This is a genomic window from Fusibacter sp. 3D3 (assembly GCF_001748365.1).
Lineage (GTDB): Bacteria > Bacillota > Clostridia > Peptostreptococcales > Acidaminobacteraceae > Fusibacter_A.
Map to the genome: position 1 here is coordinate 122,482 of NZ_BDHH01000004.1, position 25,641 is coordinate 148,122.

A 25,641-nucleotide genomic window follows, 5' to 3' on the forward strand; every position below is an offset into this window, starting at 1 on the left:
TCTACTCTAAATCTTGAATACGCATCTTTTCAAGCGCCAGATTCTTTTTGCGCTTTTCACGACACCCTAAATAGATTGCATAAAATATCAGTGTGGATAAATTACTCATAATAAATACGGGAATCACCATCGCCAGTATTTCGCCTAAACTCTTTTTTGAAGTCTGAGACTGTACAACGCCTTGATTAATCACTTCTCCGTTAACGATTTCCGTTTTTGAGGTTGTCGTAAACGTCGTGAACACAGCTATATTCGCCACAATTAACAGTGACAACATAAAACAAATAATAGGGATTATCAATCCAAGCCATTTGTTTTGTCTCGTAGATAAAAAGATTTGTAAGCCTACGCTTCCACCTAATATGAATGTAAAAAAAATAATCGCTAATAAGGTATTCATCATCTTATTTATTCTCCTTTATGGTTTTTTTGTATTCTGTTATCAAGATTTTTGCCGTGGCAAAATCAACCTTCTCATTTACTGCAAGTCGTTTTATCAATGCGATATAGGGTTCATTAGCCGTATCATCACTGATTTTAATCTTCTGTATTAACCGATCAAGCCTTAGTCTCACCGTGGGATAAGTCACATGATACTGTTTGGCAATCTCTTTCAAAGAACCTGATGCCATTATGAAATTCTTTAAAAAAGACACATCTTCATCATCCAGATTGACCATCCAATCTGGAACCATTTCTATTGCCATACGATACCTCCTTTAATAAAATTGATTATATGCTTTAATTTTATTAAAGTCAATGTTTAATATTATTAAAACAAAATATCAAATTATCTTTTCAAATTCAAACGTTTGATGATATTCAAGTCAAATAATAGACCTTTTTCAGACATTTCAGAAATGTTAGACTGAATTCGAAAGTTGTAATTATAGAATTATAGCTGGATCATATAACTTAGGGGGAGACATGCTTATGCTCGAAAAAGAACTCTTAAATGAAGATTTTAAAATTTCAAGTGATTTGAAAACCATAGTAGATGCAGCAGAAGTTTATCTGAAGTTATTTCCCTTAGATTGTTGCGCTATTATTTGCGATAATGAGGGCAATATCGTTGGCTATACGCCTGCCAAAACATTTGATATCGGTGCTCAAAATTGGAGGGCACTCAATTTTAAAAAAGGGGACCTATATTGGCGCTATAGTCGTCATCATGACTTTAGAAATTCAAAACAAACTGCATGAATCTTCCCAATTGATTTCAGAAGGGACTGAAAAAACCACCGCTATGATGGAGGAAATTGCATCCACTGCCAAAATTTTATCTTCACATATTGGTTATTTAAAAGAAAAAGGAAATCGCGTCATTGAAGAAACACATAAGACTGGAGAGATCTTAAACTTTGTAAGTGCCGTTGGCCGAAACTCCAATTTACTAGGGCTTAACGCTTCTATTGAGGCGGCTCGTGCTGGCGAACATGGAAAAGGATTTGCCGTGGTGGCTCAAGAGATCCGAAAAATGGCTGATGAGAGCACTTTGGCAGTTGAGAATATCAAAAATACACTCAACACGATTAGACAAGAAACAGATGAGATTATAAGTGCCATTGACAAAGCCCTCATCTTAGGCGAACAACAATTACGTGCTTCTGATGAAGTGGCGCATGATATGGAAGAACTGACGCATTCTGCTTATGAAGTCGAAAAAATAGCAGATCAGCTTTAATAAAAAAATATAATCATTATAAATAAAGGCTATATACTTCAAAAAACGGCATAAAAAATGGCAAGCTTACTTGCCATTTCAACTAGGATCTTCTGTTGAAAATCCATCCTCAATGATTTGAATCATATGCTTTACAATTTCGCCATCAAACTGAATTCCTGAACAATTCTCAAGTTCCTTGAAGATGATCTCTCTTGACAATTTGTTTCTATAACACCGATCACTGTCCATGGCGTCAAAAGCATCTGCAACACAAATGATTCTTGCACACTCTGGAATTGCTTCACCAGCTAGCCCGCATGGATAGCCTTTGCCATCAAAACTTTCATGATGAAATCGAGCACCATCTTCAATCCCGTCAATTTTAGTAAAATCTTTCAGAATATCACCGCCAGTACTCGCATGCATCTTCGCTTTTTCAAGCTCTTCAGGTGTTAATCTACCTGGTTTTTTGAGGATGCTATCATCAACTGCAATTTTTCCAATATCATGAAGTAACGAAATTTGAAAGATGCGTTCCTGTTCTTCCACCGATTTTCCCATGCGCCTTGAAATCTCCTGTGCATACTTGGCTACACGTAAAGAATGACCTTTTGTGTAGGCATCCTTTGCATCAATGATATTTGCAAAGGTTTTAAGTGATTGTAAAATAATTTCTTTGTATTCATCCTGTTTGATGCGCATATTTTTCATACGAAAATCGGAAATCAAATACGTTATTAAAGCCACCAAAACAATTACCAAAAGGAACATTAGAAACCCAAAGATTGGATAGCTTGTCATCTTACGATCCCAGTAACCACTAACCTTGATCTCATTTACGGTAAAAGGCTCGCTGGTATACATCACAAGACCAAAAGTAATCGCATTTTCATGGCTTAAATTTGTATTATAATCCACTGCATGTAAATGGATCTGATTCTCTTTTTTTTCAAACACACCATTCCATGCACTATCGATATAGCTTTCTTCTGGAACAACAAAGTCGATGCTCCAATCCACAAGTTCTGAGCCCTTCTTGTTGTAAAAATACCCATCGTATTGAGCGCCAAAACCTATCGCAGTCCCATCAATTTGCCAACCTTCACCTGCTACTATCTCCACATAAAAGTCATTATTTTTATAGACTTTAGAAGACACATCCTCAACATAAGAATATAGAATTGTACTTTGATAAGATGCATATCCCCATAGTCCAAGTACAGATAAACCGATAAAAAAAATGATAATAACAAATGCTGCAAGAACACGCTTGCGCTCCCTTACCATACCTGTTCCTCCACTTCCTTTTGAGAATTCTTACAATGGGTTAGATGTCGTATTTGTTTCGACTTATTAACAACTATAATTTCTCTTTATTATACACGATTCCTTTTGAATTGATAAGCGCTATGAGCACTTAGGTTCATTCTAATATCCCTTTAACTGTTACGGTACAGCTGCATTGTTTACACATTGATTACAAAAAACCAATCGTATATCATTAGGGTATAAGGATTCCATGTGTTAAACATATAAAATTATAGGAGGCCGTAAAATGACTCGGAAATCTGTAAAAATTGTCACTATAGGTGGTGGTTCATCCTATACACCTGAACTTGTAGAAGGGTTCATCAAAAGATATGATGAATTGCCTGTAAGAGAACTGTGGTTAGTGGATATTGAGGAGGGTCAGGAAAAATTAGAAATCGTAGGAAACCTCGCCAAGCGTATGGTTGAAAAAGCTGGTTTACCGATGAAAATAATCTTGACGCTCGACAGAGCAAAAGCACTTCCAGATGCTGATTTCGTAACGACTCAATTCCGCGTTGGCTTATTAGAGGCACGTATCAAGGATGAGCGCATTCCACTCAGCCATGGTCTCATTGGACAAGAGACAAATGGTATCGGTGGCATGTTTAAAGGGCTCAGAACCATTCCCGTCATACTGGACATCGTTAAGGACATTCAAAAATACTGCCCTGATGCATGGCTCATCAATTTTACAAATCCAAGTGGCATGGTCACAGAAGCTGTTTTGAAGTATACAAATCATACCAAGGTCGTGGGTCTTTGCAATGTGCCCATTGGCATGCAAATGTCTCTGGCGCTTATGCTTGATGTACCCCCTGAAAAACTGCGGCTTCAAATAGCAGGATTGAACCATCATTTTTTTGCGACGGACGTCTTTTTAGAAGGCAAAAGTGTTATGCCAGAAGTCCTCGAAAAGTATATTGCATTCTCAAAAGAATACGGGATTAAAGAAAGAATGAAAATGATGAAAGCCAGCCGCGAAAACATAGGCAAGGAGGGACATAAGCCAGAAGAAAGTCTTTCTAAAACACCTATGCTCATGCCTTTTAGCGAAGCATTCCTTCGCGGTATTCAGGCGGTTCCTTGTGGCTATATGATGTATTACTACCATACCAAGGAGATGCTCGAGATGGAGCTTGAAGAATTTAAACAGGGCAATGTTCGTGCTGAAGTGGTCAAGCGCACCGAAGCCGAATTGTTTGAACTATACAAAGACGAAAATCTTAACATCAAACCCCCTCAACTTGAAAAACGTGGTGGTGCACATTACAGCGATGCTGCATGTAATTTAATCGCTTCAATCTATACAGATAAAGGCGATATTCAATATGTGAACTGTAAAAACAACGGTGCTGTAAGTGGTATCGACAACAACAGTGGTGTGGAAATTGCTGCTATGATTACAGCGGATGGCCCTAAGCCCATCGCAATTGGTGAACTATCGCCTACGATTCGCGGCACAATCCAAAACATAAAAGCCTTTGAAGCCTTAGTCTGTGAAGCCGCTGTTACTGGCAATAAAAACATTGCCATCACAGCGCTTAACAATAACCCCCTCGTCCCCTCAGATACAATGGCATCAGAAATATTTGAAGAAATGTTACAAGCCCATAAGCGCTATCTTCCAAATTTCTTCAAATAACATAAACAGGGTTAAGGGATCAAAATCTAAAAGTTGAGCCCCCCTCTCCCCTATGATGTCGTTTACAGGAAGTACGCGATACAGCATAGGGTTGAGGGGGAATGCGAAACTGACTTTTGACATCCTAACCAAACATGTAAAATAGAAAAAAGAACTATTGACCCCTGTCAGCAGTTCTTTTTTTGCCCATTCTTTTAACTTCATATCCATATACGATCAAAACATGTACTCAGTCCGCTTCGCTGCCTTCGTAACCCTTGTGCAATCCTATAGGATTGCATTCCGTGGGAGTTTGGACTCCCACGGAATTAGGGAGATGAACCCCCACTTCTTAAAGTGGGGGTTCATCTCCCCAAGGGTTATATCAATTTCTTTATTTCCGCCATGATGGTAGGAATGCCTCGTGCTATTTGTTCATTGTTTGCACGGGTGATGCATATTCGAATCCCCTTTTTATATGAGGATGCGTTTAAATAATGACGTGAACCTGAACTCACCTTAATGCTTTTCTTTTCTAAGTTATCGATGAGCCTTTTTTCATCAAGATGCTCTGGCAACCCTATATAGACATAATAACCAGAACCATAAGACCATTTGCACCCTTCTGGTAAAGGCTCTAACTGAGCGATTGCTGATTTTAAACATTCTATTTTACTGGCGTATTGCTTTTTCAAAAGGTTGATATGGCTGCTGATCATGCCATTCTTAATGTATATTTCCAGTGTGGCTTGAGCCACTATCGACGAGGCCACATAGGAGTAGTAATAATGATTCCACTTATACGCTCGAAAAGTGTCTATAAGGTGAGTGGGCATCACGCACAATCCAATTCTAATCCACGGTATAATTTTAGAAAAACTTTTTAGATAGATATGATGGTAATGATCCCCATAAGCATATAGGGGATCGTATTTGAGATTAAAGTCCATTTCTGCTAAATAATCATCTTCAACAATGTAGACATCATATTTCTTGGCAAGTTTTGCAATTTTTTCTCTCGTTTTTTTGGAATAACACGTTCCAAGTGGATTGTGATGTCTCGGGACCGTATAAAAAAACTTGATGTTTTCAACTTTAAACAAATGCTCTAAGACATTGAGATCAAGACCATTTTCATCTCTTGCAATGGTCAAAGTTTTGATCCCAGCTTGCTTTAAGAACATGATATACACCGCATAAGTGGGTTCTTCAATTAATATAACGTCCTTATTATTAGGAAATGGCATTTGCGATAAAATCGTAAGCACTTGCTGAATCCCTAAGTTAATAAAAACATTTTGATAAGCAGAAAAGACCTGATATTCTTTAAGATAGGTTACGAGCAATTGTCTTAAAGATGCCATCCCCTCAATATCGGGATGTAAGGCAATATGGCTATAAATATCCACCGCCCTGTTGAGGCAATGTTTAAAATCATCATTGGGCAATTCATCAATACGTGGCACCCCTGTGGAAAAATCAATCAACGCCAAATCCCTTTCAGGGGGAATCAGAGTGGCCTCAACTACAAAATAGCCACTTTGGGGCACCGCATAGACAATATGCCGATCCACTAAATCTTCATAAGCCTTAATCGCAGTAGACATGCTACAGCTAAACCTTTTAGTCATAGACCGAATCGATGGCAATTTTTTACCGGGTCCAAACTTATTGAGTTTTATTTGCTGCTCAATATTTTGAGCAATTTCTAAATATTTATACATTTATACAACACGCTTTCTCAGCTTTTTCAGCGCTTATTCTTTCGACTTTTGACACTCAATATGGTCAGAGTGTCAAAAGTCAATTTCATAATATCAAATAAGAACTTTATATGCAATTTAAAAGCTGAAAAGATTAGGCCAACTCATCAAGCGCCAAATGATAGTTGGGATCCTCTATGATGTTGACCTCTATAACCTCACTAGAATTCTGAATAAACTGGTAACATTCTCTGCTCAAATGCTTAAGGTGCAGGATCTTGCCTTCTGATTTATACTTTTCGGTAAGGTTATTGATGATATCAATCCCTGAGTGATCAAATACACGTGCGTGCATAAAATCTATGACCACTTCGATTGGATCGTTTGCAATATCAAAACCCTCTATGAAATTACGAGAGGATGCAAAGAACAACGCCCCTCTGACCTCATAAACTTTGGTCCCATCCACTGCTTTTGAAGCTATGATATCTATACGCTTCCCTTTTTCCCAAGCAAATATCAGTGAGGATACAATGACACCTACAACAACCGCTACCGCTAAGTCTTCAACCACTGTTATACCCGAAACAATTAGGATTACAAAGGCATCTGTTTTTTTGATATTTTTGATCATCTTAAACGTGGACCACTCAAAAGTGGCGATGACCACCATGAACATAACACCTGTAAGTGCTGCAAAGGGAATCATTTCAATTAATGCTGAGCCGAATAGTATAAACCCTAGTAAGAACAGCGCCGATGAAATACCAGATAGCCGATTACGACCACCCGAGTTAATATTGATCATGCTTTGCCCGATCATGGCACAGCCACCCATCCCCCCGAAAAAGCCTGTGACGATATTAGCAAGACCTTGCCCAATACACTCTTTATTCCCACGACCACGTGTATTCGTAATTTCATCGACAAGCGTTAAGGTCATAAGTGATTCTATAAGCCCAATTGCGGCAAATATAAAGGCGTATGGCAATATGATTTCAATGGATTTTAAATTCAGTGGCATGTTCGGAATATGAAACTGTGGAAGTCCCCCACCCACTGCGGCAACATCTCCAACACTCTTCGTATCAATATGAAATACATTGACAAGGACTGCTACGGATAGAATTGCAAATAAAGCAGAAGGAATCGCTTTTGTCAGCTTTGGCAAAAGATACATGATCACCATGGTCATAAGCACGAGTCCCACCATAATCATTAGTTCTTGTCCACGCATCCAGACTAAGGCCCCACTTGAATTTTCAACTTTAAATTGATCGAGCTGCGCTAGGCATATGACGATTGCAAGACCATTTACAAACCCGATCATCACAGGGTGTGGCATAATTCGTATGAATTTCCCCAGTTTAAGGACACCTACGAGTATTTGTATGAGGCCCATTAATATCACTGCCCCAAACAAATATTCTACGCCATGGCTTGCGACGAGTTCTACCATAACCACAGCAACTGCGCCAGTGGCACCAGAAATCATCCCAGGTCTTCCACCCAGCATCGCAGTAATTAGACCTACCATAAACGCGCCATAAAGTCCCACAAGTGGTGAAACCCCAGCTACAAAAGAAAATGCCACTGCCTCTGGTACAAGTGCAAGTGACACTGTAAGTCCCGATAAAATTTCATTTTTGATGTTCATTTTCTGACCTGTTGTTTCATTTAATATCAATTTCTTACCTCCAAATTTTCAACTCATAAGTTGTTATTATAACATAGATTGTGGCTAAGACATAGAATAAAATGCGGAAAGTTGGATTTTTAAATGGGGCCCGTAAGGTCATCCACGCAGGATAATCCGCAGTAAGTTTCCCACGAGGATATATTATCCGAAAGGGATGGTCTTTTACCTACTACTACAATGGCAGGGGCTATTATAAAACCATCTTGGGCAGTTTTTATGGCTATTTTAGTATTGGGCATCAAACTTATTTTACAGGACACTTATTTTGTTTGTTCTGGTTGTGGTGGTATGGTAAAATGATAATGTAAAAAATAGCCTTTATTTTTGGAGGGCAGGGATATGGACGTTATACAACATTTGAAACGGAGGAATACTTTTGAAAATAATAATGTCAATAGTTAACATATTGCTCAAATTGAACAGTGTGATATTAATTTATTTTATTTCACTACTTGTAATATTCACAGGTGCATCAAGTAATATATTATTGTCAGAAATATTGATTTTTTTAGGAATAGTTTTATGCATTATTCGAATCGGTAGAAGATATTACAATTTAAAACTGTTGAATTATATTCATATCTTCCCAATTAAGTTTTCTGAAGACCAAGAAGAAAGAGGAAATCAAATATTGGATATTTCCTTTTTAGCATTATTGATTGCAAGTATGCTTAATTTTTTACATTTGGCACAAATTGAGAGGATATATAGTATTCTCAATAAGTATCCAAATGAAGTAACTCTTGTCCTTCTACCATTAGTATTTTTACCAATGATTTTATATTTGTCAATCGTTAAAAATAGTTACTTTATGAAAGCCATTTCAATTTTAATTACAAGCGTGCAAGGGGTATTTTTTTTGATTATAACAATGCTTTTTGTCGAAGTAACTTTTTTGGCAATTTCAAGTTCATTTACTGATAAGGCATTTACACTTCCAAGTAGTATTTTTGACTATAGTCTGATGTTATCGTTACCAGTTTTTATTGAATATAATTTGAAATATATACTTGGCCTTTCTCTAATTTCTTTGTTATTTCAAATCTTTATATTGTATTTGACGCCACCTTATCAATTAATCAAATTAGAAGAAGCTTATAAAATTTTAAATATATATGTCGTATGTATTGGAATGTTAATTTTTTTGTGGTCTCCACATATATATAAATTTGCGGAATCCCATAAAGAAAATCTTATAAATGAAATTCAAAGTGAAAAAACAATTGGATTTGAAGAAAGAACGAAGTTTATTAGTGATGTAAAAGAAATAAATGAGGGAACTTTCACAAGGATGATTTCCATACTCTTTGTTCCATATACAGTCGGGACTATGTTCGTGACATTTATTTTAAATATGAGGAGGAATAGAAGTAAAAAGCATGCAAAAGAAATGCTTAAATTTCTATTAGACAACGACACAAGGTTAGACATAGATTTGGTAAAAAGAATTATTTATTATACTGGAGATGAACATGATATTATTTTCAGCATAATGAATTTCAAACGTCGTATAACATAAAGTAATGTTTCTAAATCACACAAAAAAATAAGCCTCAAGGAGGCATAAAATGTGATTTAGGAACATTGTGCCTAGCGAAGCCGCGTCACCATTATCTTTGGGTATCCAATGATCTGCTCTTTAGGTTTTTTAGAACAGATTTTGAATAAACGCCTTACAAAAGGTAAAAATGAGATTGTRAATCGATGGAAAAATTGATACAATGACATAGATTCCCCCTCCCCATGAAAGTACATTCAATCATTTRGACGTGTAAGAATCTATTAAGTTTCAAAAGCTTAACCTGCACCAATATGTGGTGTAGCCTCTTGCATGACAGTATCACAATTAGAAGGTTCTAAAGGGCATTTTGAACACCTAGAAAAATCAAGGCGCATAAATTTGACTAGAAACTCAAGTGCAGTATAATCACTGGATTTTTTAGAAGGAATAATCTTCATAATGCGCTGGCAGTGAGCAAGCTTTGTGGGCCTGTTTCTAGCAGCGAGAATGCCATAATGTCTAATTTTCACAAAGCCAGAAGGCARWACATGCATTAAAAACCGGCGTATGAATTCTGTGCCAGTAAGTGTCATTTGTTTGGTTTTTCCGGAGTCTTTATTGTCTTTATATCTAAAAGTGACGTGATCATCAGTGACTTTGAGGATGCGGTGATTGGAAATGGCCACACGATGAGTATACTGACATAAGTAGTTAACCACGTGAGTAGGTGAGTAGGTGAGTCAAAGTTTTCTTTGGCGTAAACTACAAAAGCTTTTGAATAGGCAGCATCGATTCTATTTTGAAAGTCCAAAGCGGATGCACATTCATTTGTATTCCAACCTTGTAATTGACCTTCGTAAAAAAGTTTTTTCAAGGCTTTCATAAAAATGCCTTTAAAAACACGACTGAGTATTTTAACATGAATTAGATAATTTTTTCGGGTTTTTTTAAAGCGCATGGTTTTAGTACAAAGCCCCYCACCGGGTACAATAAAGTGAACATGCGGGTGATAAGAAAGTGTTTGACCCCATGTGTGGAGAATACCAGTTAGACCAATTTGAGCTCCTAGATGCTTTTTATCGGCAGCTAGAGACAAGAGCGTTTTAGAAGCAGACTTCATGATCAAATTGTACATCAAAGCTTGATTGGCAAAGAAAATTGGATTGAGTTCTTCAGGGACAGTAAAAACCACATGGAAGTAGTGGACATTTAAAAGTTCAGAGTTGCGATCAACACGCCATTTTTCTCTTTTGAAAGACTGACAAAGTGGGCAATGACGATTACGACAAGAATTATAAGCAATAGAAGTTTCACCACAATTTGTGCAAACATTATGATGTCCCCCCAGTTTAGAAGTACGACAAGCCATGAGAGCATTCATGACTTTATATTGATCATATGAGGGAKTGTGGGTTTGACAATAGTCCTCAAAGAAACGCACAAAAATATCTTGGAGATTAGGCATTAAAAACCTCCAAACTATCAAACGGACTAATGGCTTTAGTCACGTCAGCGGTAGTTAAATGAAGGTAGACAGTGGTCGTTGAAAGCTTAGAATGACCAAGCAGTTTTTGAATAACGACAACATTGGTTCCGGCAAGAAGCAGATGTGCCTGAAAGCTGTGTCTTAAACTGTGAATCGTGGCTTCTTTAGGAAATCCYAAGAGATCACACTTGGTCCTAAACACCATTTGAATGKTCCGCGTCGTCAATGGTTTGCCTTTTGAGAAGCTTTGAAAAAGGTAATCTTTAGGGTGATATTGCTTGTAGTAAATTCTTAAAAGATCAAGAGCACTTTTCGAAAGAAGCGTGTAGCGTTCTTTGAGTCCTTTGCCATCTCTGACGCGAATGCGCATCGTATCTGAATGAATATCAGAGACTTTRAGGTTCATAAGTTCCCCAACGCGCAAACCCGAAGAGTAACAGACTACAAGCATGGTTTTATGCTTAAGATTTGTGACAGAGTCAAAAAGTGCGTGAATCTGTGYGGGTGTTAAAGCAATTGGAAGCTTAGACGGTTGTTTYACYCTAGGAATATCGACCATATTCCATTCACGACCAAGAGTAGTTTCGAAGAAGAATTTAATGGCACTGTAGTTTGAATTTACATAAGATCGACTGAGCTTTCTACTGGTAATTGCATCATGTAAAAATTCGCGAACATGATCATAGGTGAGATTCTCAGGTGGCAAGTTGTGAAATTTCGAAATCTTCTTAACCCCTTTGAGATAGACAGTGACAGTCTTTGGACTKAAACCTCTGAGTTCCATATCCATTTGCATTTTAGATAATAATTTAGACATAAAAAATAGCKCCTTTTCTTTTAGATTCAGAATAAGAATATCTAAAGAAAGCACTATATGTCTAGGGCAAAAAGATTTAAAAAGTCACCGCGGTAGCGGTTTCGTCCAACACGCCGGTTACCTAAATCACTCTGATGACATAGCCCTTGCAAGGCAAGGACTACGCCACTTTTCGCCTAAGGGTGAAAAGGAGTGACTTCGGTAACCGCGGGAACGTTAGCCGCCATCGCACGAACACATTAGGAAGTATAATCAAAACAGACGAATATATTTGATYAAAGTATGCCATATTCAAACTGTTATAAYTCATTTTGAAAAGATCAGAAAAGACGGTTTGGTCCATTGTGATYAAGGGCAAGATAATGGTGTGACTCTAAGGCGCCCCACCATTAATGCACGATACCAAATKGAGACTAAGAGCATGCGACAGCGTCTAACACGTCTATTTCCAAAATCACCTATCGTCACAATCGTTGCGAAAGGAAGCAACGATCGCGCCAATTCTCACTGTGCGCTTGTCATCATTCTTGCAAAAGAGACTTATTTTTTTTAGGGCAAGAATGCCGCCAAGCGCCCAGCGAGAACGGTGACTTCGGAAATAGCGGAAACGTTATCACGAAACCGCACAAAGAAAGTTGAAAATTTAATATGAGCAAGTAGATGATACTAAGGCATATTTTATAATTGTCTAAGAATCATCACGATTATAAAAGAAAAAAGAAGTATTGGGTAAATGTGATCAGAGGAAAGATAACGGCGAGACCCTAAGGTGCCCCACCGTTAAAGCGCGATGTATTTTAAAGACTAAGTGCATGCGGCATCGTATAACATAAAGTAATGTTTCTAAATCACACAAAAAAATAAGCCTCAAGGAGGCATAAAATGTGATTTAGGAACATTGTGTTGGGCGAAGCCGCGTCACCATTATCTTTGGGTATCCAATGATCTGCTCTTTAGGTTTTTTAGAACAGATTTTGAATAAACGCCTTACAAAAGGTAAAAATGAGATTGTGAATCCATAGAAAAATTGATACAATGACATAGATTCCCCCTCCCCATGAAAGTACATTCAATCATTTGGACGTGTAAGAATCTATTAAGTTTCAAAAGCTTAACCTGCACCAATATGTGGTGTAGCCTCTTGCATGACAGTATCACAATTAGAAGGTTCTAAAGGGCATTTTGAACACCTAGAAAAATCAAGGCGCATAAATTTGACTATATAAGTTGAATTAAATTTTAATAATTTACAATTGGACACATAACCGATCTATAATAATATGTGGATGTTTTGCAATTTCTGTTAGAAAAGCAGAGACATTCTTTCTAATCTCATATGTCTTGTTATAAAAAACATTGTTGATGACTTTTTCTTTAAGCCAACCCCAGAGACCTTCTATCAAGTTTAGATTTGGACTATATGGAGGTAGATACATTAACTCAAGTCGATGGRAATTTTCTAAAAGAAAAGGCTGAAGTAACTTGGCGTGGTGTATCCTTGCATTATCAAGAACCATAACAATTTTACCAGAATACCGTTCAAGTACATTGTTCAGAAAACCAAGAAATGTTTGTGCATCGTATGTTTCGTGCTCTTCACAATAGATATCTCCACTCTCATAATCTAAACAGCCCACTAGTTTTACGCCACGATGCTTTCCATACGTCTTTATGATTTTTTGTTTGCCGCGTTCAAACCATGTAGCTCCGATCGCTTGGTAATCTCGAATCATAGATTCATCCTCGAATAGTATGTGTTGGATTTCACCGTTTATCAATTTTTTTTAACATCAATAAATGCCTTGCGAAATTGCTCTTGCTTTAGGGGATCAGCTTTAGCTAACGTGTACGTAGGACGTGTGAATGATAAATTCAGTCTAGACAATATCAACGTGATACCTTTGATGCTGTATTGAACTTTGAATTCTCTCAAAATATATTCTGCTACAATTCCAGCTGTCCAATTGAAATTAGCTACAAAACCAACATCGGCGGGGGTTTTGTTTAAAATGAGGTCTTTTATTGTAGCCTCTTGCTCTTCGGTTAACCGACTTGGTCTACCTTTGCGTGGAGCATCTGGGATTGAACTAAGACCTATACTACGATACTTTGTATATAATCTTGAAATCGTAACAGGAGTCAACTGTGTTATTTCAGCGATTTCTCCGACCTCTTTTCCTGTTCCGTATAAATAGATAGCTTGAATTCGACGATATTCACGTTTTATTTTTGATGACCTCATTGCTTCTAAAAGTTCTTTTATTTGTTCTTGAGTTAGTGGCTTGCGTTTATTCATAGGGTTCATCCTCACATAGTAGTTTTGGTTATGATATATATCGGATGATTTTTATAAAATTTTAATTCAATTTATATAGATACCAACCAGCGGAAAAACTTCTTGAAACACATGAAAGAACGTGATTCAAAAGAAGTTCAAATGCTTTTAGGTTTTAAGTCAGATTCTGCTGGTGGTATTATGACCACCCAGTATATTTCACTAAGAAGTGACTTGACTATAAAAGATGCTTTTGTAAAAATAAAGGCTATTGGTCCTAAAACCGAAGTCATAGAAACTATTTTTGTTGTCAATCAACACAATGAACTTATTGGCACAGCAGATTTAAGAGATGTCTTAATTGCTCCAGATGATTCAATTCTTGAATCTATTATGGATGAAAATGCGTTATATGTTTACCCTGAGACTGATCAGGAAGAAGTTTCGCTTCTTGTATCAAAATACGATTTGAAAGCAATCCCAGTTGTTAATAAGAAGCATATTATTTTAGGTATAATTACAGTTGATGATATAATTGATGTTATTGTAGATGAACAAACTGAAGACCTTCTAATGCTTTCCGGTGTTAGTAAAGATGAAGCCGTAGGAAGTAAACTTGCAGTTTCAATTCGTAGAAGATTACCTTGGCTGATTATAAATTTGGCAACAGCATTTCTGGCCTCCTTTACTGTCGGTTTGTTTGAGGACGTTATTGTCCAAGTAGTTGCATTGGCAGCAGCTATGCCAATCGTAGCTGGAATGGGCGGGAATGCCGGCACTCAAACTTTATCCATCGTTATTAGAAGCATAGCGCTTGGACAAGTTAATCTTAAAAAGGATTGGAAGTATATCTTTAACGAAATTGCCCTTGGCTTTGTAAATGGTGCTACTACTGGATTTATTACCGGTTTTGTGTTATATCTAAGATATGGAAACCTATTTCTCAGTTTAATAATCTTTATAGCAATGATAGGAAATCTTGTTATTGCTGGGTTCTTTGGATTCTTAATTCCATTGCTATTAAAAAAACTTAAACTTGATCCAGCAGTATCTTCCTCAATTTTCTTGACGACTGCTACAGATGTTGGTGGTTTTTTCATCTTTTTAGGATTGGCAAAATTTTTTTTACCCCACTTATTGTAAAAACTTTTCAACCATCAAATACTTGAAAGCTGATAACTTCTGTGATTTCCATAGTCGTTTCAGCTTTTTTTATTGAAGTAAAGATACTTAATTATGGTATTTAAACTGTAATTTTTCTTTTCTATTCTTGTACGAATCTACCCTATTTTAGCCCTTTTTTTGGGGTCAAGAAACGTCATTTTTGAGCTGTTTTTTTGCCTCAAAATCGGCTTTAAACCACTACCTGTTGTAGTCAAACTCTACTTTTTCGTGTTCGAACCACTACGTGTCATCAGAATTATCGCTTCCACGTGCCTTGAGGAGACAATAATGATGACGTGAAGACCTAGTGAGGTCTTGGCGGAATAAAGTATTTGTGAATCCATCAATTATACAGCCACTCTGTATAATTATAAATTTCTCCAATCACATGGTAATCACTTCTTTAAACCTAATTTGACCAGTTCAAAATAGTATGGAATGTCTTCTATTCTCGGACTAAAATAAAACGGCGCATTACATCAAATATGCCATACATTTTGCAGCATTTCTTATGCGCAAGAATAATAGTAGTTTCGTCTTCCACGATACCATTAGAAATTGATATGGGCCTTTGGATTTCAACTCACTTTCTTTGCCATAGTAAACATAAGTTGGACCTTCATTCCAATCCAGCTTTTGAGAGAAATCCCCCCTATTTTTAAGTATGGCATCCATCTCATATACAAATTTCTTTTCTTCTTCAGTATGCATTTTATCAGCAAATCAAAGCGTATACTCAGTCCGCTTCACTACCTTCGTAACACTTGCACAATCCTATCGGATTGCATTCAGTGGGCGTTTGGACTCCCACTGAATTAGGAATATGAACCCCCACTTAGAGAAGTGGGGGACATCTCCTCAAGGGTTATATCAGCACCTTAGTCCATAATCAGCAGTATACATATCATCTTTCAAAAGCTTATAATGACAGCTGTAAAAATCAGTAAGCCTATTTGTATGATTAACTTTATCCGCTATCGATTTGAGGACCGTCAAAATATTAGGATTATAAGGATAGGAAATTTCTACATCTACTTTATTTATTTTGAAATCTTTCAGACCTTCAAAGAAAAAACCATACTCACTCAATTTTTCAAATATAACACGGATATTTTTATCAAATCGCTCATTTCAATCACCAATCCTCTGACGACCATCTTATAAATATATTATATTCATTGACCTAACGTCAAAGTCAAACATGACATGACGTCTGCCTGCGTAGTCCTATTCACAATTTACTAATTCCAAGAATGACTCGTCGCATTCCATGTTTCGTAAATTTTTTTTCCCGAAGTATAGCATGCCATACTGGCGACAAGAAGAGGTCCAATAGACTTAACACTTCTGTAAACTCAATGAAAGGCAACTTTAGTCTACGTATAAAATCTTTCCACTTCTTTTGCATATCTGGATTCTCATCCATTCCGATGATGTTCGAAAAAGTATTCTCTTCATAAACTGTGCCTCGATTTTGTAAAGTTGCAAAAATTGCTTCTTGAAGCTTAGAGCCCTCAAAATCGAACATATTCGCCAAATACCAAATATCATAAAAATCTTTCATCCGACTGGTTAACTCAAGCCTTTGCAGAATGGCATCAAACTTCTCGGCAATCGTACTCTCCAGCGAATAAGATAATATTTCTGGTGATGTAAATTGTGATAATTGAACAGGTATATTTCTACTTTCCGCCTCTGGTATAATCACGTCACCCACACCTATATCCACATTAAATGGCGTTTTGCTGTTTTTGATCTTCCCTATGATCTGAAAACTAAAACCACTGTACTTACGATGCTCTGATATGATTTCAAATCCCCTCGACTCTAGCTCAATGAAATCATTTTCTGTATCTGTTCCGATTATTTCGTCTATAATCCGCTTAATGTCTTCCAAGTTATTTGGAATTCTTCTCAGCAAAAAATCAATGTCAATAGTTGCTCTGCTTTCAAAATTTGTTAGCGTATAGATAAATAAGCCACCCTTTAAAACCAAGTTGTCTTTATATTGTGAACGAGACAATCTCCTTAAAAATTCTTCTTGGCAGAAAAGTTGAAGGAGTAGTTGAAGTGATTTTCCCGTTTCCCTTGATTTGATTTTTAATCTTGCTAAAACAGAAGCAGCCCGATCTGCGATTATAACCACACCCCAATTCTTTCACTAACTTTTTTCAGCATGTTACGCTGCTTTGCATACTTGATTAAATTAGATATAGATTTATTTGAATCGTTGATATAGGCTTGTATCGCCTTATTATATGTCTCTTTATCCATTTTATTTTCATTTTTAATGCATTCACACAACAATCGGTCTCTGTCAAAAATTTTCATTTTTACATCTTCAAACGTTGCTTCTGTAACGCCATACTCAAGGTGATTCTTTTCCATGTAATAAGGTTTAACATAGGGATAATCTATCTTAAATCTAGATTTTGATGTATCTCTATCTATTGCAATGTCCCAATCAAGAGGCGTTCTGTCGCTATATCGATAATAGAATAACGCAGTATACATACAAATGACGCCATCTGGAAACATTGCCGCAATCAGCGATGCCTCATTCATTTCAACATCTCTATAAACAATTTGATACCAGCCTTGTCTTACTTTTTCTAGACATCCTTTTTCAACAAGCTCATTAATATCTTTTTGATATAGTTTCAACCCTTGAAGTTCAGACCTCTTCATTAACATATTTCTATTTGATTCATTTCTCTTATATTCCAAGATTCGTTCAAATTTCACCTTCCATTTTTCTATATCATTCATATACACATTCACCTCATTCAATGTCGCATTGCGGCATTTTTATACAATAATTATATTAAACTCTCAGTAAAAAGTCAATTCAATTCTGCCGCACTTAAATGTGATATGAGGTGTTTTTATATTGCTGTGTCCTTAACAACATTAGTAGTACAATCAGCGACCATCAAGTGTCAAAGGTGTTACTGAAACTTTTGATAAAGATAAAATGAAAACGAAGCTAGGTACAGAAAAAAGTCCAATCAAGAAGCAAAATAAGTTGAGAACCCAAGATTTCAATAAAAAACAACTGCGTCAAAAAGGGCTTGCATTACCATATGCGATTAAGCATTCAACAGATAATTATGGACGGTTAGATGATTACAAGGAATCCGATGAGAATTCAGCTGTATTAGCGACTGATGAGGGTGTTTCATTAGCGAGAAAAGTAATTCATCGATCTGACAAAACAAAAAAGCCAAGACTGAAATTTGAAACTTCTAAGGATAAGCTGAATGCGGTATCTAAGCAAGAAGCCTATGATTGGTACATACTAAAAATTAATCTGGATACCAGCGATTTAAATCAAATCTTCACTGCCAAATTAAATGAAGATGAAGAAGATTTTTTGAGGCACTTATTTCAAGTAAAGGAAATTTCATTAGTTTTCCAAGTCCTATAAAAGAGGATTGGCAAAATGCGGTTTCGAGTCCATTTGGCGACAGACTAGACCCGATATCGAAAGAAGTAACTTTTCATGCAGAAATTGATATTGCAAAACCAACTGGTACTGAACTTGTCTCAATTATTGCGGGAAAGGTCATACAAACGGGATATGATGCCAATGGGTATGGCCATTTCATTGTCGTTGAAGAAGAAAGATCAAAACAAACTGTTTTGTATTGTCGCTAAGAGTTCCTCGTTTTCGTGTTTCTGCTTCTCTACGTATAGTTCATCGAGTTCAGTTGCAACTTTGTCACCTCTTTCTTTGAGTTTTCTGAGTTTTTCCTCTATCTCAACTATTTTTGCATCGATCGATTTAGTCGTTTTGGTCCGAGCCATCTTCTTCCGCCTTTTCTGGACTTGCAGACTTTGCAAGTTCCTGTCCGACAGCGATTGCCTTTGCACGTATGGTATCTTCATCAAGTCCAAATGCGCCTAGTATCGTTTTCTGAGTGGCTGTAATTGCATGATCAAGCTTATAATGGCCTTTGGGCTGTTTGATTAATTCTATTTTTTCAAGTTCTCGTAACGCAGCAGGAACCGTCATATAGTTTGGCTTCTTTGACATTTCTGCCATTCGTTTTCGTAGCAACGTATATATTTTATTTCGAATGATTAGTGCTATAAATTCAATAAAAACCTTTGATTCGAGGGCATCATTTCCAGATACTCTGAGCGAATGATTTCCTAAAAATGACTTATCGCTGCAAAATAGCTTCTCTGATGCGTCTCTGCTTTTATAAAGTGCAAGAGTTTCTTGGGCAGACCTATTTTTTGAAGTCACGATAGTAAAGTATCCACAGAGTTGCATTTCTTTTTCAATGATATCTGCTCGCTCTTTATAACCATAAAATTTACGTACACCCGCTTTTTCATGATAAGTCAGGTCAAAGTAATGTTCATAGGGACTTCCAAAAGTGATTTCTTTTCCTTTATATTTCTCCATTGTGTTTTCCATACGCTGAAGCATAGTTTCTAACTGCGTAAGTTCTGCATTTTCCTTACTTGTTTTGTGATACAGATGAAAATAGCTATCATGATCATCGTCCGTATAGAGTTTTGCTTTAATTGTTGTGCCATAGGTAAGATATTCCTTTATAAAGCAGGCTCTTTTTAGTTCAAACTCTCCCTTGTGGTCTGTTATCAGTTGGTGCACAAAGGATGCTTTCCCCTTAACCATGATGACATAATCATAGTTACAGGATTCCATATATTTTATATTGTCTTTGCTGAAATACCCTCTATCTAGTATAAAGCCAATATTCTTATAGCCATATCCTTGAAATTTATCTATCACGTAGTGCAACTGTGATACATCAACAATGCTTCCCGGATAGCTTTCATACAGTAATGGAATTTGATTACTTATGTCATAAGCAATAGAATAATTGAAAACAGGTGCACCGACATCATTCTTGGGATGACCATATTCTGCTTTTTCAATATCACCGGCTTTACAATTTTTATTGGTAGAGTCATAAGAAATATAAATTCTTTCATCATGATTTCGATGTTCATTCCAGTTGTTTAAGAAATTCACGCGATCATCTGCTGTGATTTCAGTTAAGAATCTGGATATTGTTGAATCACTATAAATCTTATGTTCCGGTGTCATTAGGGGATGATTATAGGCATATTCAGGGTAATGCTGAGCTGCATTATTTTCTGAAACAATCGAATATGCTGCAAGGTCAAGTAAGAGACCTTTGCCCCGTTCATCCCAATTGCCCAGATGGTCAAAGAGTTTGTAATCTTCTGCGATTTTCTGGATAACAAGATAAGCCCCAACTCTAACACAGGAACTTCTTGATGACTCATCCTTTTCTTCTGGAAGTGCTACATCGGGAAAGTATTTTTCGAAGTTTGGATTTGGATACATCATGGTATCATCGTTAGATGACATTTTTCCAATCGTTGTTCTCTGAGGAACATTATACTTCTTATCGGGATTATATTTTCTTCCATAGGTGAATTCGATATAGGTTGTATTTCCACGTTTGTTTTTAGAAATCTTTCCGGTATTTTCAGGGATTTTAACAAGAAAATTGTAATACATTTCGCACCTCCATTGAGAATGATATCCTACTCAATAATTATGACAAAAATACCACGATTTTGCAAGTGAAATCGTGGTAAAATTTAGTATTTTTAGGTGTTTAGAGCACTATAATGAGTACTCTGAGTATGACAGTTTTGGGAAGTTAGCACTTAAGCGTAATTCGCCAAATCCCTTTTTCAAATCTTTTCGATGATTTATTTTCATATGACTTACTTCTGTGCTTCTTCAACAGCTACCGCTAAAGCAACGGTAGCACCTACCATAGGATTATTACCCATACCAATGAAACCCATCATATCCACATGAGCAGGAACGGATGATGATCCGGCAAACTGGGCATCTCCATGCATTCTCCCCATTGAATCCGTTAATCCGTAAGAAGCTGGACCAGCACCCATATTATCAGGATGAAGTGTTCTTCCAGTTCCGCCTCCCGAAGCTACTGAAAAGTATTTCTTCCCATTATCATTTGACCATTTTTTGTAAGTCCCGGCAACTAAATGTTGAAATCTAGTAGGATTGGTTGAATTGCCTGTAATAGAAACATCAACACCCTCATGAACCATAATCGCAACGCCTTCGTTTACATCGTCTGCGCCATAGACTTTGACCTTTGACTTGTCACCTGTTGAAAAAGCTTTTTCCTGCTCAATGGTGAGTTCGCCCGTGTAATAATTATATTGGGTTTTGACATAAGTAAACCCATTCACTCTAGAAATAATATATGAGGCATCTTTTCCAAGTCCGTTGAGAATCACTTTAAGGGGTTCTTTTCTGATTTTATTGGCTGTTCTGGCAATGCCAATGGCTCCTTCAGCCGCTGCAAATGATTCGTGTCCTGCTAAGAAACAGAAGCATTTTGTTTCTTCTCGTAAAAGCATGGCCGCTAAGTTGCCATGCCCAATGCCTACTAATCTGTTACTAGCAACCGACCCTGGAATGCAAAAACTTTGTAAGCCCTCTCCAATAGCTTCTGCGGCTTCATGAGCAACTGTTTTTCCTTGTTTAATCGCAATTGCTACGCCAAGGGTATAGGCCCATACTGCATTTTCAAATGCGATACCTTGAATGCCTTTCACTATTTTATCAACATCAATTCCACTTTCCATACATAGTGCATGTGCTTCATCGAGACTCTCAAACCCAAATCGATTCAGGGATTCATTGATTGTATTTATTCTGCGATCATAACCTTCAAATTGAATTGTCATATAAAAACCTCCTATTCTTTTCTTGGATCTATTTTAAGAATTGCTTCATCAAATCGACCATATTGACTTAAGTTTTTCTCATAGGCAAGTTTAGGGTCTTCTCCTTTTCGAATGGCTTCCATCATCTTGCCTAAGCTGACATATTCATAACCTATCACTTCATTATTATCATCAAGTCCTATTCTGACAATGTATCCCTCTGCCATCTCAAGATACCTGACACCTTTTGCTTTTGTACTATACATCGTGGCCACTTGAGAACGAAGTCCTTTCCCTAAATCTTCTAGACCTGCACCGATAGGGAGTCCACCCTCTGAGAATGCAGATTGGCTTCTCCCATAGGCAAGTTGTTTGAATATTTCACGCATGGCAACGTTGATCGCATCGCATACAAGGTCCGTATTTAAAGCTTCCAGCATCGTCTTTCCTGTTATAATTTCAGCGGCCATTGCTGCCGAGTGCGTCATGCCTGAACACCCAATCGTTTCAATCAGTGCTTCTTCGATAATCCCTTCTTTGACATTCAAGGTTAGTTTACATGCGCCTTGTTGCGGTGCACACCAGCCTACGCCGTGAGACAAACCTGAAATATCTTTGATTTCTTTTACCTGAGTCCACCTGCCTTCCTGCGGAATGGGTGATGGGCCGTGGTCAACGCCTTTTACAACACAATGCATGTGTTCAACTTCATGAGATAAAATCATTTAAAAGCCTCCTTGTTTTAATCTATTTGATAAGTTATGAAAACTTACTCAACCTTCACTGTGTTTTTTCACTTCTCTATTATACTCAATCACAGCTAAAGGTTTTTAAAGTAAATGTACTTTTCTTTTCATTACTGAATGAATCAACTGTCTGGAAAAATCGGACAGTTGAAAGCAAACTAAAAGATAAAATGAAAAGTAATTCAAACGGCTACAACTTGTAGCCAGTTAACAACACCTTCAGCACGATTTGATTTTGCTTAAATCAACAATCCTCAACTATCCTTGCTACTCTGCCACCGCATTTTTGACAAAAACCATTTAAAACTACGCCAAATCGATCCTCATGAATACCATAATCCACAATTGTTGTAACGCCACATTTGGAACAAAACACATTTCCAACAAGTAATGCCTGTACATTTAGCGGTACCTTTGACCATTTTTTCAATGCCTTAATATCGGATACTCTTGGCGACTGCATGGATTTATGGTGATCCACAATCTCTTTGCATGCATCCATCATATCGTCAGTGTGGAAAGTAAAATAATTCTTTTGGGCGGCAAATGCTATGAAGTAACCCTCCCCATTATAAGTTGGTATTTTATTGCTTAAACTCTCTTTCACATCTGGGAAGACTTCACGCATGAAGTTCACCATTGAAGTGACCCATTCTTTTTTAGGTTCATCTAGCGAAGCTAAATATTTATCAACTAATTCCATTTTCATTTCCTCGCTTTAATATCTCGTATACCTATCAAATTAACTAAATACTTTTAAGCTGTTCAAAACATCTTTCAAGAACTTTGGACTCTTCCCACTTCACTGAACGAATTTGTTCATCAATAAAAGAAAAGAGCTTTTCAGGATATTGAATTGACCAAGTTACACCTAAGTAGGCTTTGAGTTTTAATCGGTTTTTTGATAAATATTTGCTGGCAATTGGATGAATTTCATCTACATAGGAAATGCTTCTTTCAACAATCGCTCTATCTTCTTCCTTTTCTGAAATTGCTTCTAACAGCAGAGTTTCCAAAGCACCTTCATTTTCAGAAGGAATTATAACCAACAGAAAATCAACATTAGATTCTTGCTTATAGCTATTTTCATAACGATTCGATATCCACTTGTCATTTTCAATAGTTGCAATAATCGGATTAAGCGATGACAAGAACGAATCCACAATCGATTTTTCATGTCGATCATCTCGATCTGTAACAACTGCAATTCTTGCGAAAGCACCAGAATCAACCATAGCCGACTGGATTTTATCTCTAAAGAAACTTCTAAAATTGTCCTTTCCACCTACGCCACAAATTAAAAGACTTTCATTTTCTTTGCGATACCAATAAACAGATTCACCTTTGGTTTCATCAGCTTTAATATCCAAACCTTTTGGCGCATTTCGGTGGGTCCAACCACATGTTTTCTCAAGATAATAGCTGAGCAGAATAGCATCTGTTTTGCCTTCACATAAAATCAACTTATTCATAGGCGTACCTCAAACCCAAACAGTTCACGGTTTGCATAAACATGTCTTCCCGTTAGAATCCTAGAATAGGTTTTCAGTTCTTTGTTATCCTTTTTAAAAGTAAGCACACTAATATCGTCACTTTGCTCCTGCCGTTCATAATCTTGTGTAGCAAGTAATCCATCAATCGCTTCGATGCTATGTGTTGTTACAAAAACCTGAACATCAAATTGCATTGAAGCTTTTACTAAAAATTTAAAAATGTCATCATAATATTTTGAGTGAATAGCCGTTTCAACTTCATCAATGAGTAGCACACCACCTGCTGCTTGAGCAATAGCATTAGCTAAAGACAAAACCTTTTTAATACCATCGCCATATGTTGATATCGGCATATTACCTAGTTTTGTGTGCTTAATATATTCAGTTGATCGACCATTTTCTTCGTTTTTCAATATTAAAAGATCCACAATTTCAGAATCGAATAATTGCAGTATTCTCAAGCATATTTCTTTATAACCGTCATTGCGTAAAATACGATCAAATACGAATCCTCGAACATGATCTGTTGGTGAGAGATAAACAATATTTAAAAAGTTGTTTTTCTTGATTTCTCTTCCTGAAGTTGAAGCATATGCATCAATTTCGACATCTAAGCTTTTCTTGTGTCCTGAAATTTCGTATATAAGTTCACCACTAAATGCCTCCACTTCAACAAGATCTGTGTCAATATCACGTATAACGCGACTGCGTTTAGATGGGTATAGTTTTTTCATGACATCTTCTGGATCCATCATGATCTTTTTCTGCTCACCAAGTAATCTATATCCCACGCTTTCACCCTTGCAAATTGAATAGAGTTCTATTTCTTTTTTCAATGTATCTTGAGGAAACAAATTGATAAAGCTTTCATATACTGGCGTGCCACTAAAGAATGCAGTTGTATCTCTCATCCGTGCGAGCCTCAGTATATTAGTAAAGTCATTTGGATTTCTGAGTAGTAGCATGGCTTCCAACACACTTGTTTTCCCGCTATTATTGTCACCCGCTATGATATTAATATGATTTAAACTCTCGACGGCAAGATTATGGATTCCACGAAAATGCCCGATATTTATACTTTCTATATGAATAGCCATTACAACACCTCCTCACGGTCTGCAAATTCAATTATTAACCGTTTACCAAGCCCATCAGCAATTTTTTTAAGTGTTGCAATACTGGGTCTATAGCTTCCATTTTCAATTTTACTGATATTAGCTTGAGAAACACCCGATTTTTCTGCCAGTTGTTTTTGAGTAATACCAAGTTGCGTGCGAACAGTACTTATTAATTCACATACTTCTGATTCAATATCATAATCCAGAAATATTGGTTTATCATCCGTTTCTACCAGTTGAAGTTCTTTTAGTGCTTTATCGAGATATGATTGTAAGTCGCTCATTGTGAACCTCCTGATCTGATCTTATGAGTTCATTGTATAT

General features: G+C 36.9%; 28 protein-coding genes. 7 read left to right on the forward strand and 21 right to left on the reverse strand.

The genetic code is table 11. The annotated features are described in order from the left end of the window. Position 1: 1 nt before the first annotated feature. Positions 2 to 403, reverse strand: coding sequence for a hypothetical protein (locus F3D3_RS06330; protein WP_069872246.1), 402 nt, complete (start codon positions 401 to 403; stop codon positions 2 to 4). A gap of 1 nt (position 404) precedes the next feature. Next, on the reverse strand, positions 405 to 707 hold the full coding sequence (locus tag F3D3_RS06335; RefSeq protein WP_069872248.1) for a DUF2089 family protein: 303 nt from the start codon (positions 705 to 707) through the stop codon (positions 405 to 407). Between the two features lie 220 nt (positions 708 to 927). Here F3D3_RS06335 and F3D3_RS24045 point away from each other — a divergent pair, with 220 nt between their 5' ends. Then, positions 928 to 1,203, forward strand: coding sequence for a hypothetical protein (locus F3D3_RS24045; protein ID WP_069872250.1), 276 nt, complete (start codon positions 928 to 930; stop codon positions 1,201 to 1,203). Beyond that, on the forward strand, positions 1,172 to 1,684 hold the full coding sequence (locus F3D3_RS06345; protein ID WP_069872252.1) for a methyl-accepting chemotaxis protein: 513 nt from the start codon (positions 1,172 to 1,174) through the stop codon (positions 1,682 to 1,684). Before F3D3_RS24045 ends, F3D3_RS06345 begins: the two co-directional genes overlap by 32 nt. 78 nt (positions 1,685 to 1,762) lie before the next feature. Here the strand turns inward: F3D3_RS06345 and F3D3_RS06350 are convergent, their stop codons facing one another. Continuing rightward, positions 1,763 to 2,953: an HD-GYP domain-containing protein gene (locus tag F3D3_RS06350; RefSeq protein ID WP_069872254.1), complete on the reverse strand. Its 1,191-nt coding sequence runs from the start codon at positions 2,951 to 2,953 to the stop codon at positions 1,763 to 1,765. A gap of 268 nt (positions 2,954 to 3,221) precedes the next feature. Between F3D3_RS06350 and F3D3_RS06355 the strand changes: the two genes are divergently transcribed. After that, positions 3,222 to 4,619 (forward strand): 6-phospho-beta-glucosidase, encoded by a 1,398-nt coding sequence (locus tag F3D3_RS06355; protein ID WP_069872256.1) that lies wholly within the window; start codon positions 3,222 to 3,224, stop codon positions 4,617 to 4,619. Here the strand turns inward: F3D3_RS06355 and F3D3_RS24050 are convergent. The 3 genes from F3D3_RS24050 to F3D3_RS06365 all read right to left on the reverse strand — a co-directional run bounded on the left by F3D3_RS24050 (position 4,578) and on the right by F3D3_RS06365 (position 7,988). Further along, entirely contained in the window at positions 4,578 to 4,823 is a 246-nt protein-coding gene (locus F3D3_RS24050) for a hypothetical protein (RefSeq protein WP_207645351.1), read from the reverse strand. The genes F3D3_RS06355 and F3D3_RS24050 overlap by 42 nt on opposite strands. 155 nt (positions 4,824 to 4,978) lie before the next feature. After that, entirely contained in the window at positions 4,979 to 6,322 is a 1,344-nt protein-coding gene (locus tag F3D3_RS06360) for a PLP-dependent aminotransferase family protein (RefSeq protein ID WP_069872258.1), read from the reverse strand. A 133-nt stretch (positions 6,323 to 6,455) separates the two neighbouring features. Then, on the reverse strand, positions 6,456 to 7,988 hold the full coding sequence (locus F3D3_RS06365) for a SulP family inorganic anion transporter (RefSeq protein ID WP_242877093.1): 1,533 nt from the start codon (positions 7,986 to 7,988) through the stop codon (positions 6,456 to 6,458). 189 nt (positions 7,989 to 8,177) lie between these two features. Here F3D3_RS06365 and F3D3_RS24900 point away from each other — a divergent pair, with 189 nt between their 5' ends. Together F3D3_RS24900 and F3D3_RS06370 are read left to right on the forward strand one after the other, a co-directional pair. Next, on the forward strand, positions 8,178 to 8,300 hold the full coding sequence (locus F3D3_RS24900) for a hypothetical protein (protein ID WP_255364377.1): 123 nt from the start codon (positions 8,178 to 8,180) through the stop codon (positions 8,298 to 8,300). A 76-nt stretch (positions 8,301 to 8,376) separates the two neighbouring features. Next, a complete protein-coding gene (locus F3D3_RS06370) occupies positions 8,377 to 9,519 on the forward strand; it encodes a hypothetical protein (RefSeq protein ID WP_139132038.1) in 1,143 nt (380 codons plus the stop codon). A 278-nt stretch (positions 9,520 to 9,797) separates the two neighbouring features. Here the strand turns inward: F3D3_RS06370 and F3D3_RS25150 are convergent, their stop codons facing one another. The 4 genes from F3D3_RS25150 to F3D3_RS23270 form a co-directional block, all read right to left on the reverse strand. Next, on the reverse strand, positions 9,798 to 10,187 hold the full coding sequence (locus F3D3_RS25150; RefSeq protein ID WP_374700067.1) for a transposase: 390 nt from the start codon (positions 10,185 to 10,187) through the stop codon (positions 9,798 to 9,800). Continuing rightward, positions 10,091 to 10,966 carry a transposase zinc-binding domain-containing protein gene (locus tag F3D3_RS06380; protein ID WP_069872263.1) on the reverse strand — a complete coding sequence of 292 codons (876 nt, stop codon included), beginning with the start codon at positions 10,964 to 10,966 and terminating at the stop codon, positions 10,091 to 10,093. Before F3D3_RS06380 ends, F3D3_RS25150 begins: the two co-directional genes overlap by 97 nt. Beyond that, positions 10,959 to 11,804, reverse strand: a complete 846-nt coding sequence (locus F3D3_RS06385) for a site-specific integrase (protein ID WP_069872265.1) — start codon at positions 11,802 to 11,804, stop codon at positions 10,959 to 10,961. Before F3D3_RS06385 ends, F3D3_RS06380 begins: the two co-directional genes overlap by 8 nt. 1,247 nt (positions 11,805 to 13,051) lie before the next feature. Then, positions 13,052 to 14,100 (reverse strand): IS630 family transposase gene (locus F3D3_RS23270; RefSeq protein WP_242877094.1). Its coding sequence is split into 2 segments (ribosomal slippage): positions 13,052 to 13,588 and positions 13,591 to 14,100, totalling 1,047 coding nucleotides; the frame shifts between segments, so codons are not numbered across the junction. 75 nt (positions 14,101 to 14,175) lie between these two features. On the opposite strand from F3D3_RS23270, the gene mgtE reads away from it, so the two are divergent. Next, entirely contained in the window at positions 14,176 to 15,222 is a 1,047-nt protein-coding gene (gene mgtE, locus F3D3_RS06400; RefSeq protein WP_255364379.1) for a magnesium transporter, read from the forward strand. A 495-nt stretch (positions 15,223 to 15,717) separates the two neighbouring features. Here mgtE and F3D3_RS06405 read toward each other — a convergent pair whose 3' ends face one another. From F3D3_RS06405 to F3D3_RS06420, 3 genes are all read right to left on the reverse strand, one after another. After that, positions 15,718 to 15,954 (reverse strand): hypothetical protein, encoded by a 237-nt coding sequence (locus tag F3D3_RS06405; RefSeq protein ID WP_069872268.1) that lies wholly within the window; start codon positions 15,952 to 15,954, stop codon positions 15,718 to 15,720. A gap of 520 nt (positions 15,955 to 16,474) precedes the next feature. Beyond that, positions 16,475 to 17,389 carry a nucleotidyl transferase AbiEii/AbiGii toxin family protein gene (locus F3D3_RS06415; protein WP_242877095.1) on the reverse strand — a complete coding sequence of 305 codons (915 nt, stop codon included), beginning with the start codon at positions 17,387 to 17,389 and terminating at the stop codon, positions 16,475 to 16,477. Further along, entirely contained in the window at positions 17,380 to 18,012 is a 633-nt protein-coding gene (locus tag F3D3_RS06420) for a hypothetical protein (RefSeq protein ID WP_084388862.1), read from the reverse strand. Before F3D3_RS06420 ends, F3D3_RS06415 begins: the two co-directional genes overlap by 10 nt. Before the next feature lie 205 nt (positions 18,013 to 18,217). Here F3D3_RS06420 and F3D3_RS06425 point away from each other — a divergent pair, with 205 nt between their 5' ends. Further along, positions 18,218 to 18,670 carry a hypothetical protein gene (locus tag F3D3_RS06425; protein ID WP_069872271.1) on the forward strand — a complete coding sequence of 151 codons (453 nt, stop codon included), beginning with the start codon at positions 18,218 to 18,220 and terminating at the stop codon, positions 18,668 to 18,670. 200 nt (positions 18,671 to 18,870) lie between these two features. Here the strand turns inward: F3D3_RS06425 and F3D3_RS06430 are convergent, their stop codons facing one another. The 8 genes from F3D3_RS06430 to F3D3_RS06465 form a co-directional block, all read right to left on the reverse strand. Further along, entirely contained in the window at positions 18,871 to 19,050 is a 180-nt protein-coding gene (locus F3D3_RS06430; RefSeq protein WP_069872273.1) for a hypothetical protein, read from the reverse strand. Next, a complete protein-coding gene (locus F3D3_RS06435) occupies positions 19,028 to 20,767 on the reverse strand; it encodes a transposase (protein WP_069872274.1) in 1,740 nt (579 codons plus the stop codon). The genes F3D3_RS06430 and F3D3_RS06435 overlap by 23 nt, the downstream gene beginning before the upstream one ends. Positions 20,768 to 20,979: 212 nt before the next feature. Next, on the reverse strand, positions 20,980 to 21,981 hold the full coding sequence (locus F3D3_RS06440; RefSeq protein ID WP_069872276.1) for a GGGtGRT protein: 1,002 nt from the start codon (positions 21,979 to 21,981) through the stop codon (positions 20,980 to 20,982). A gap of 11 nt (positions 21,982 to 21,992) precedes the next feature. After that, positions 21,993 to 22,685 (reverse strand): iron-sulfur cluster assembly scaffold protein, encoded by a 693-nt coding sequence (locus F3D3_RS06445; protein ID WP_069872277.1) that lies wholly within the window; start codon positions 22,683 to 22,685, stop codon positions 21,993 to 21,995. Positions 22,686 to 22,950: 265 nt separating this feature from the next. Continuing rightward, positions 22,951 to 23,409 (reverse strand): DUF1801 domain-containing protein, encoded by a 459-nt coding sequence (locus F3D3_RS24585; RefSeq protein WP_242877096.1) that lies wholly within the window; start codon positions 23,407 to 23,409, stop codon positions 22,951 to 22,953. Positions 23,410 to 23,452: 43 nt separating this feature from the next. Further along, on the reverse strand, positions 23,453 to 24,178 hold the full coding sequence (locus F3D3_RS06455) for a DUF3226 domain-containing protein (protein WP_069872279.1): 726 nt from the start codon (positions 24,176 to 24,178) through the stop codon (positions 23,453 to 23,455). Next, a complete protein-coding gene (locus F3D3_RS06460) occupies positions 24,175 to 25,296 on the reverse strand; it encodes an ATP/GTP-binding protein (protein WP_069872281.1) in 1,122 nt (373 codons plus the stop codon). Before F3D3_RS06460 ends, F3D3_RS06455 begins: the two co-directional genes overlap by 4 nt. Beyond that, entirely contained in the window at positions 25,296 to 25,601 is a 306-nt protein-coding gene (locus tag F3D3_RS06465) for a helix-turn-helix domain-containing protein (protein WP_069872283.1), read from the reverse strand. Before F3D3_RS06465 ends, F3D3_RS06460 begins: the two co-directional genes overlap by 1 nt. Positions 25,602 to 25,641 lie beyond the last annotated feature (40 nt).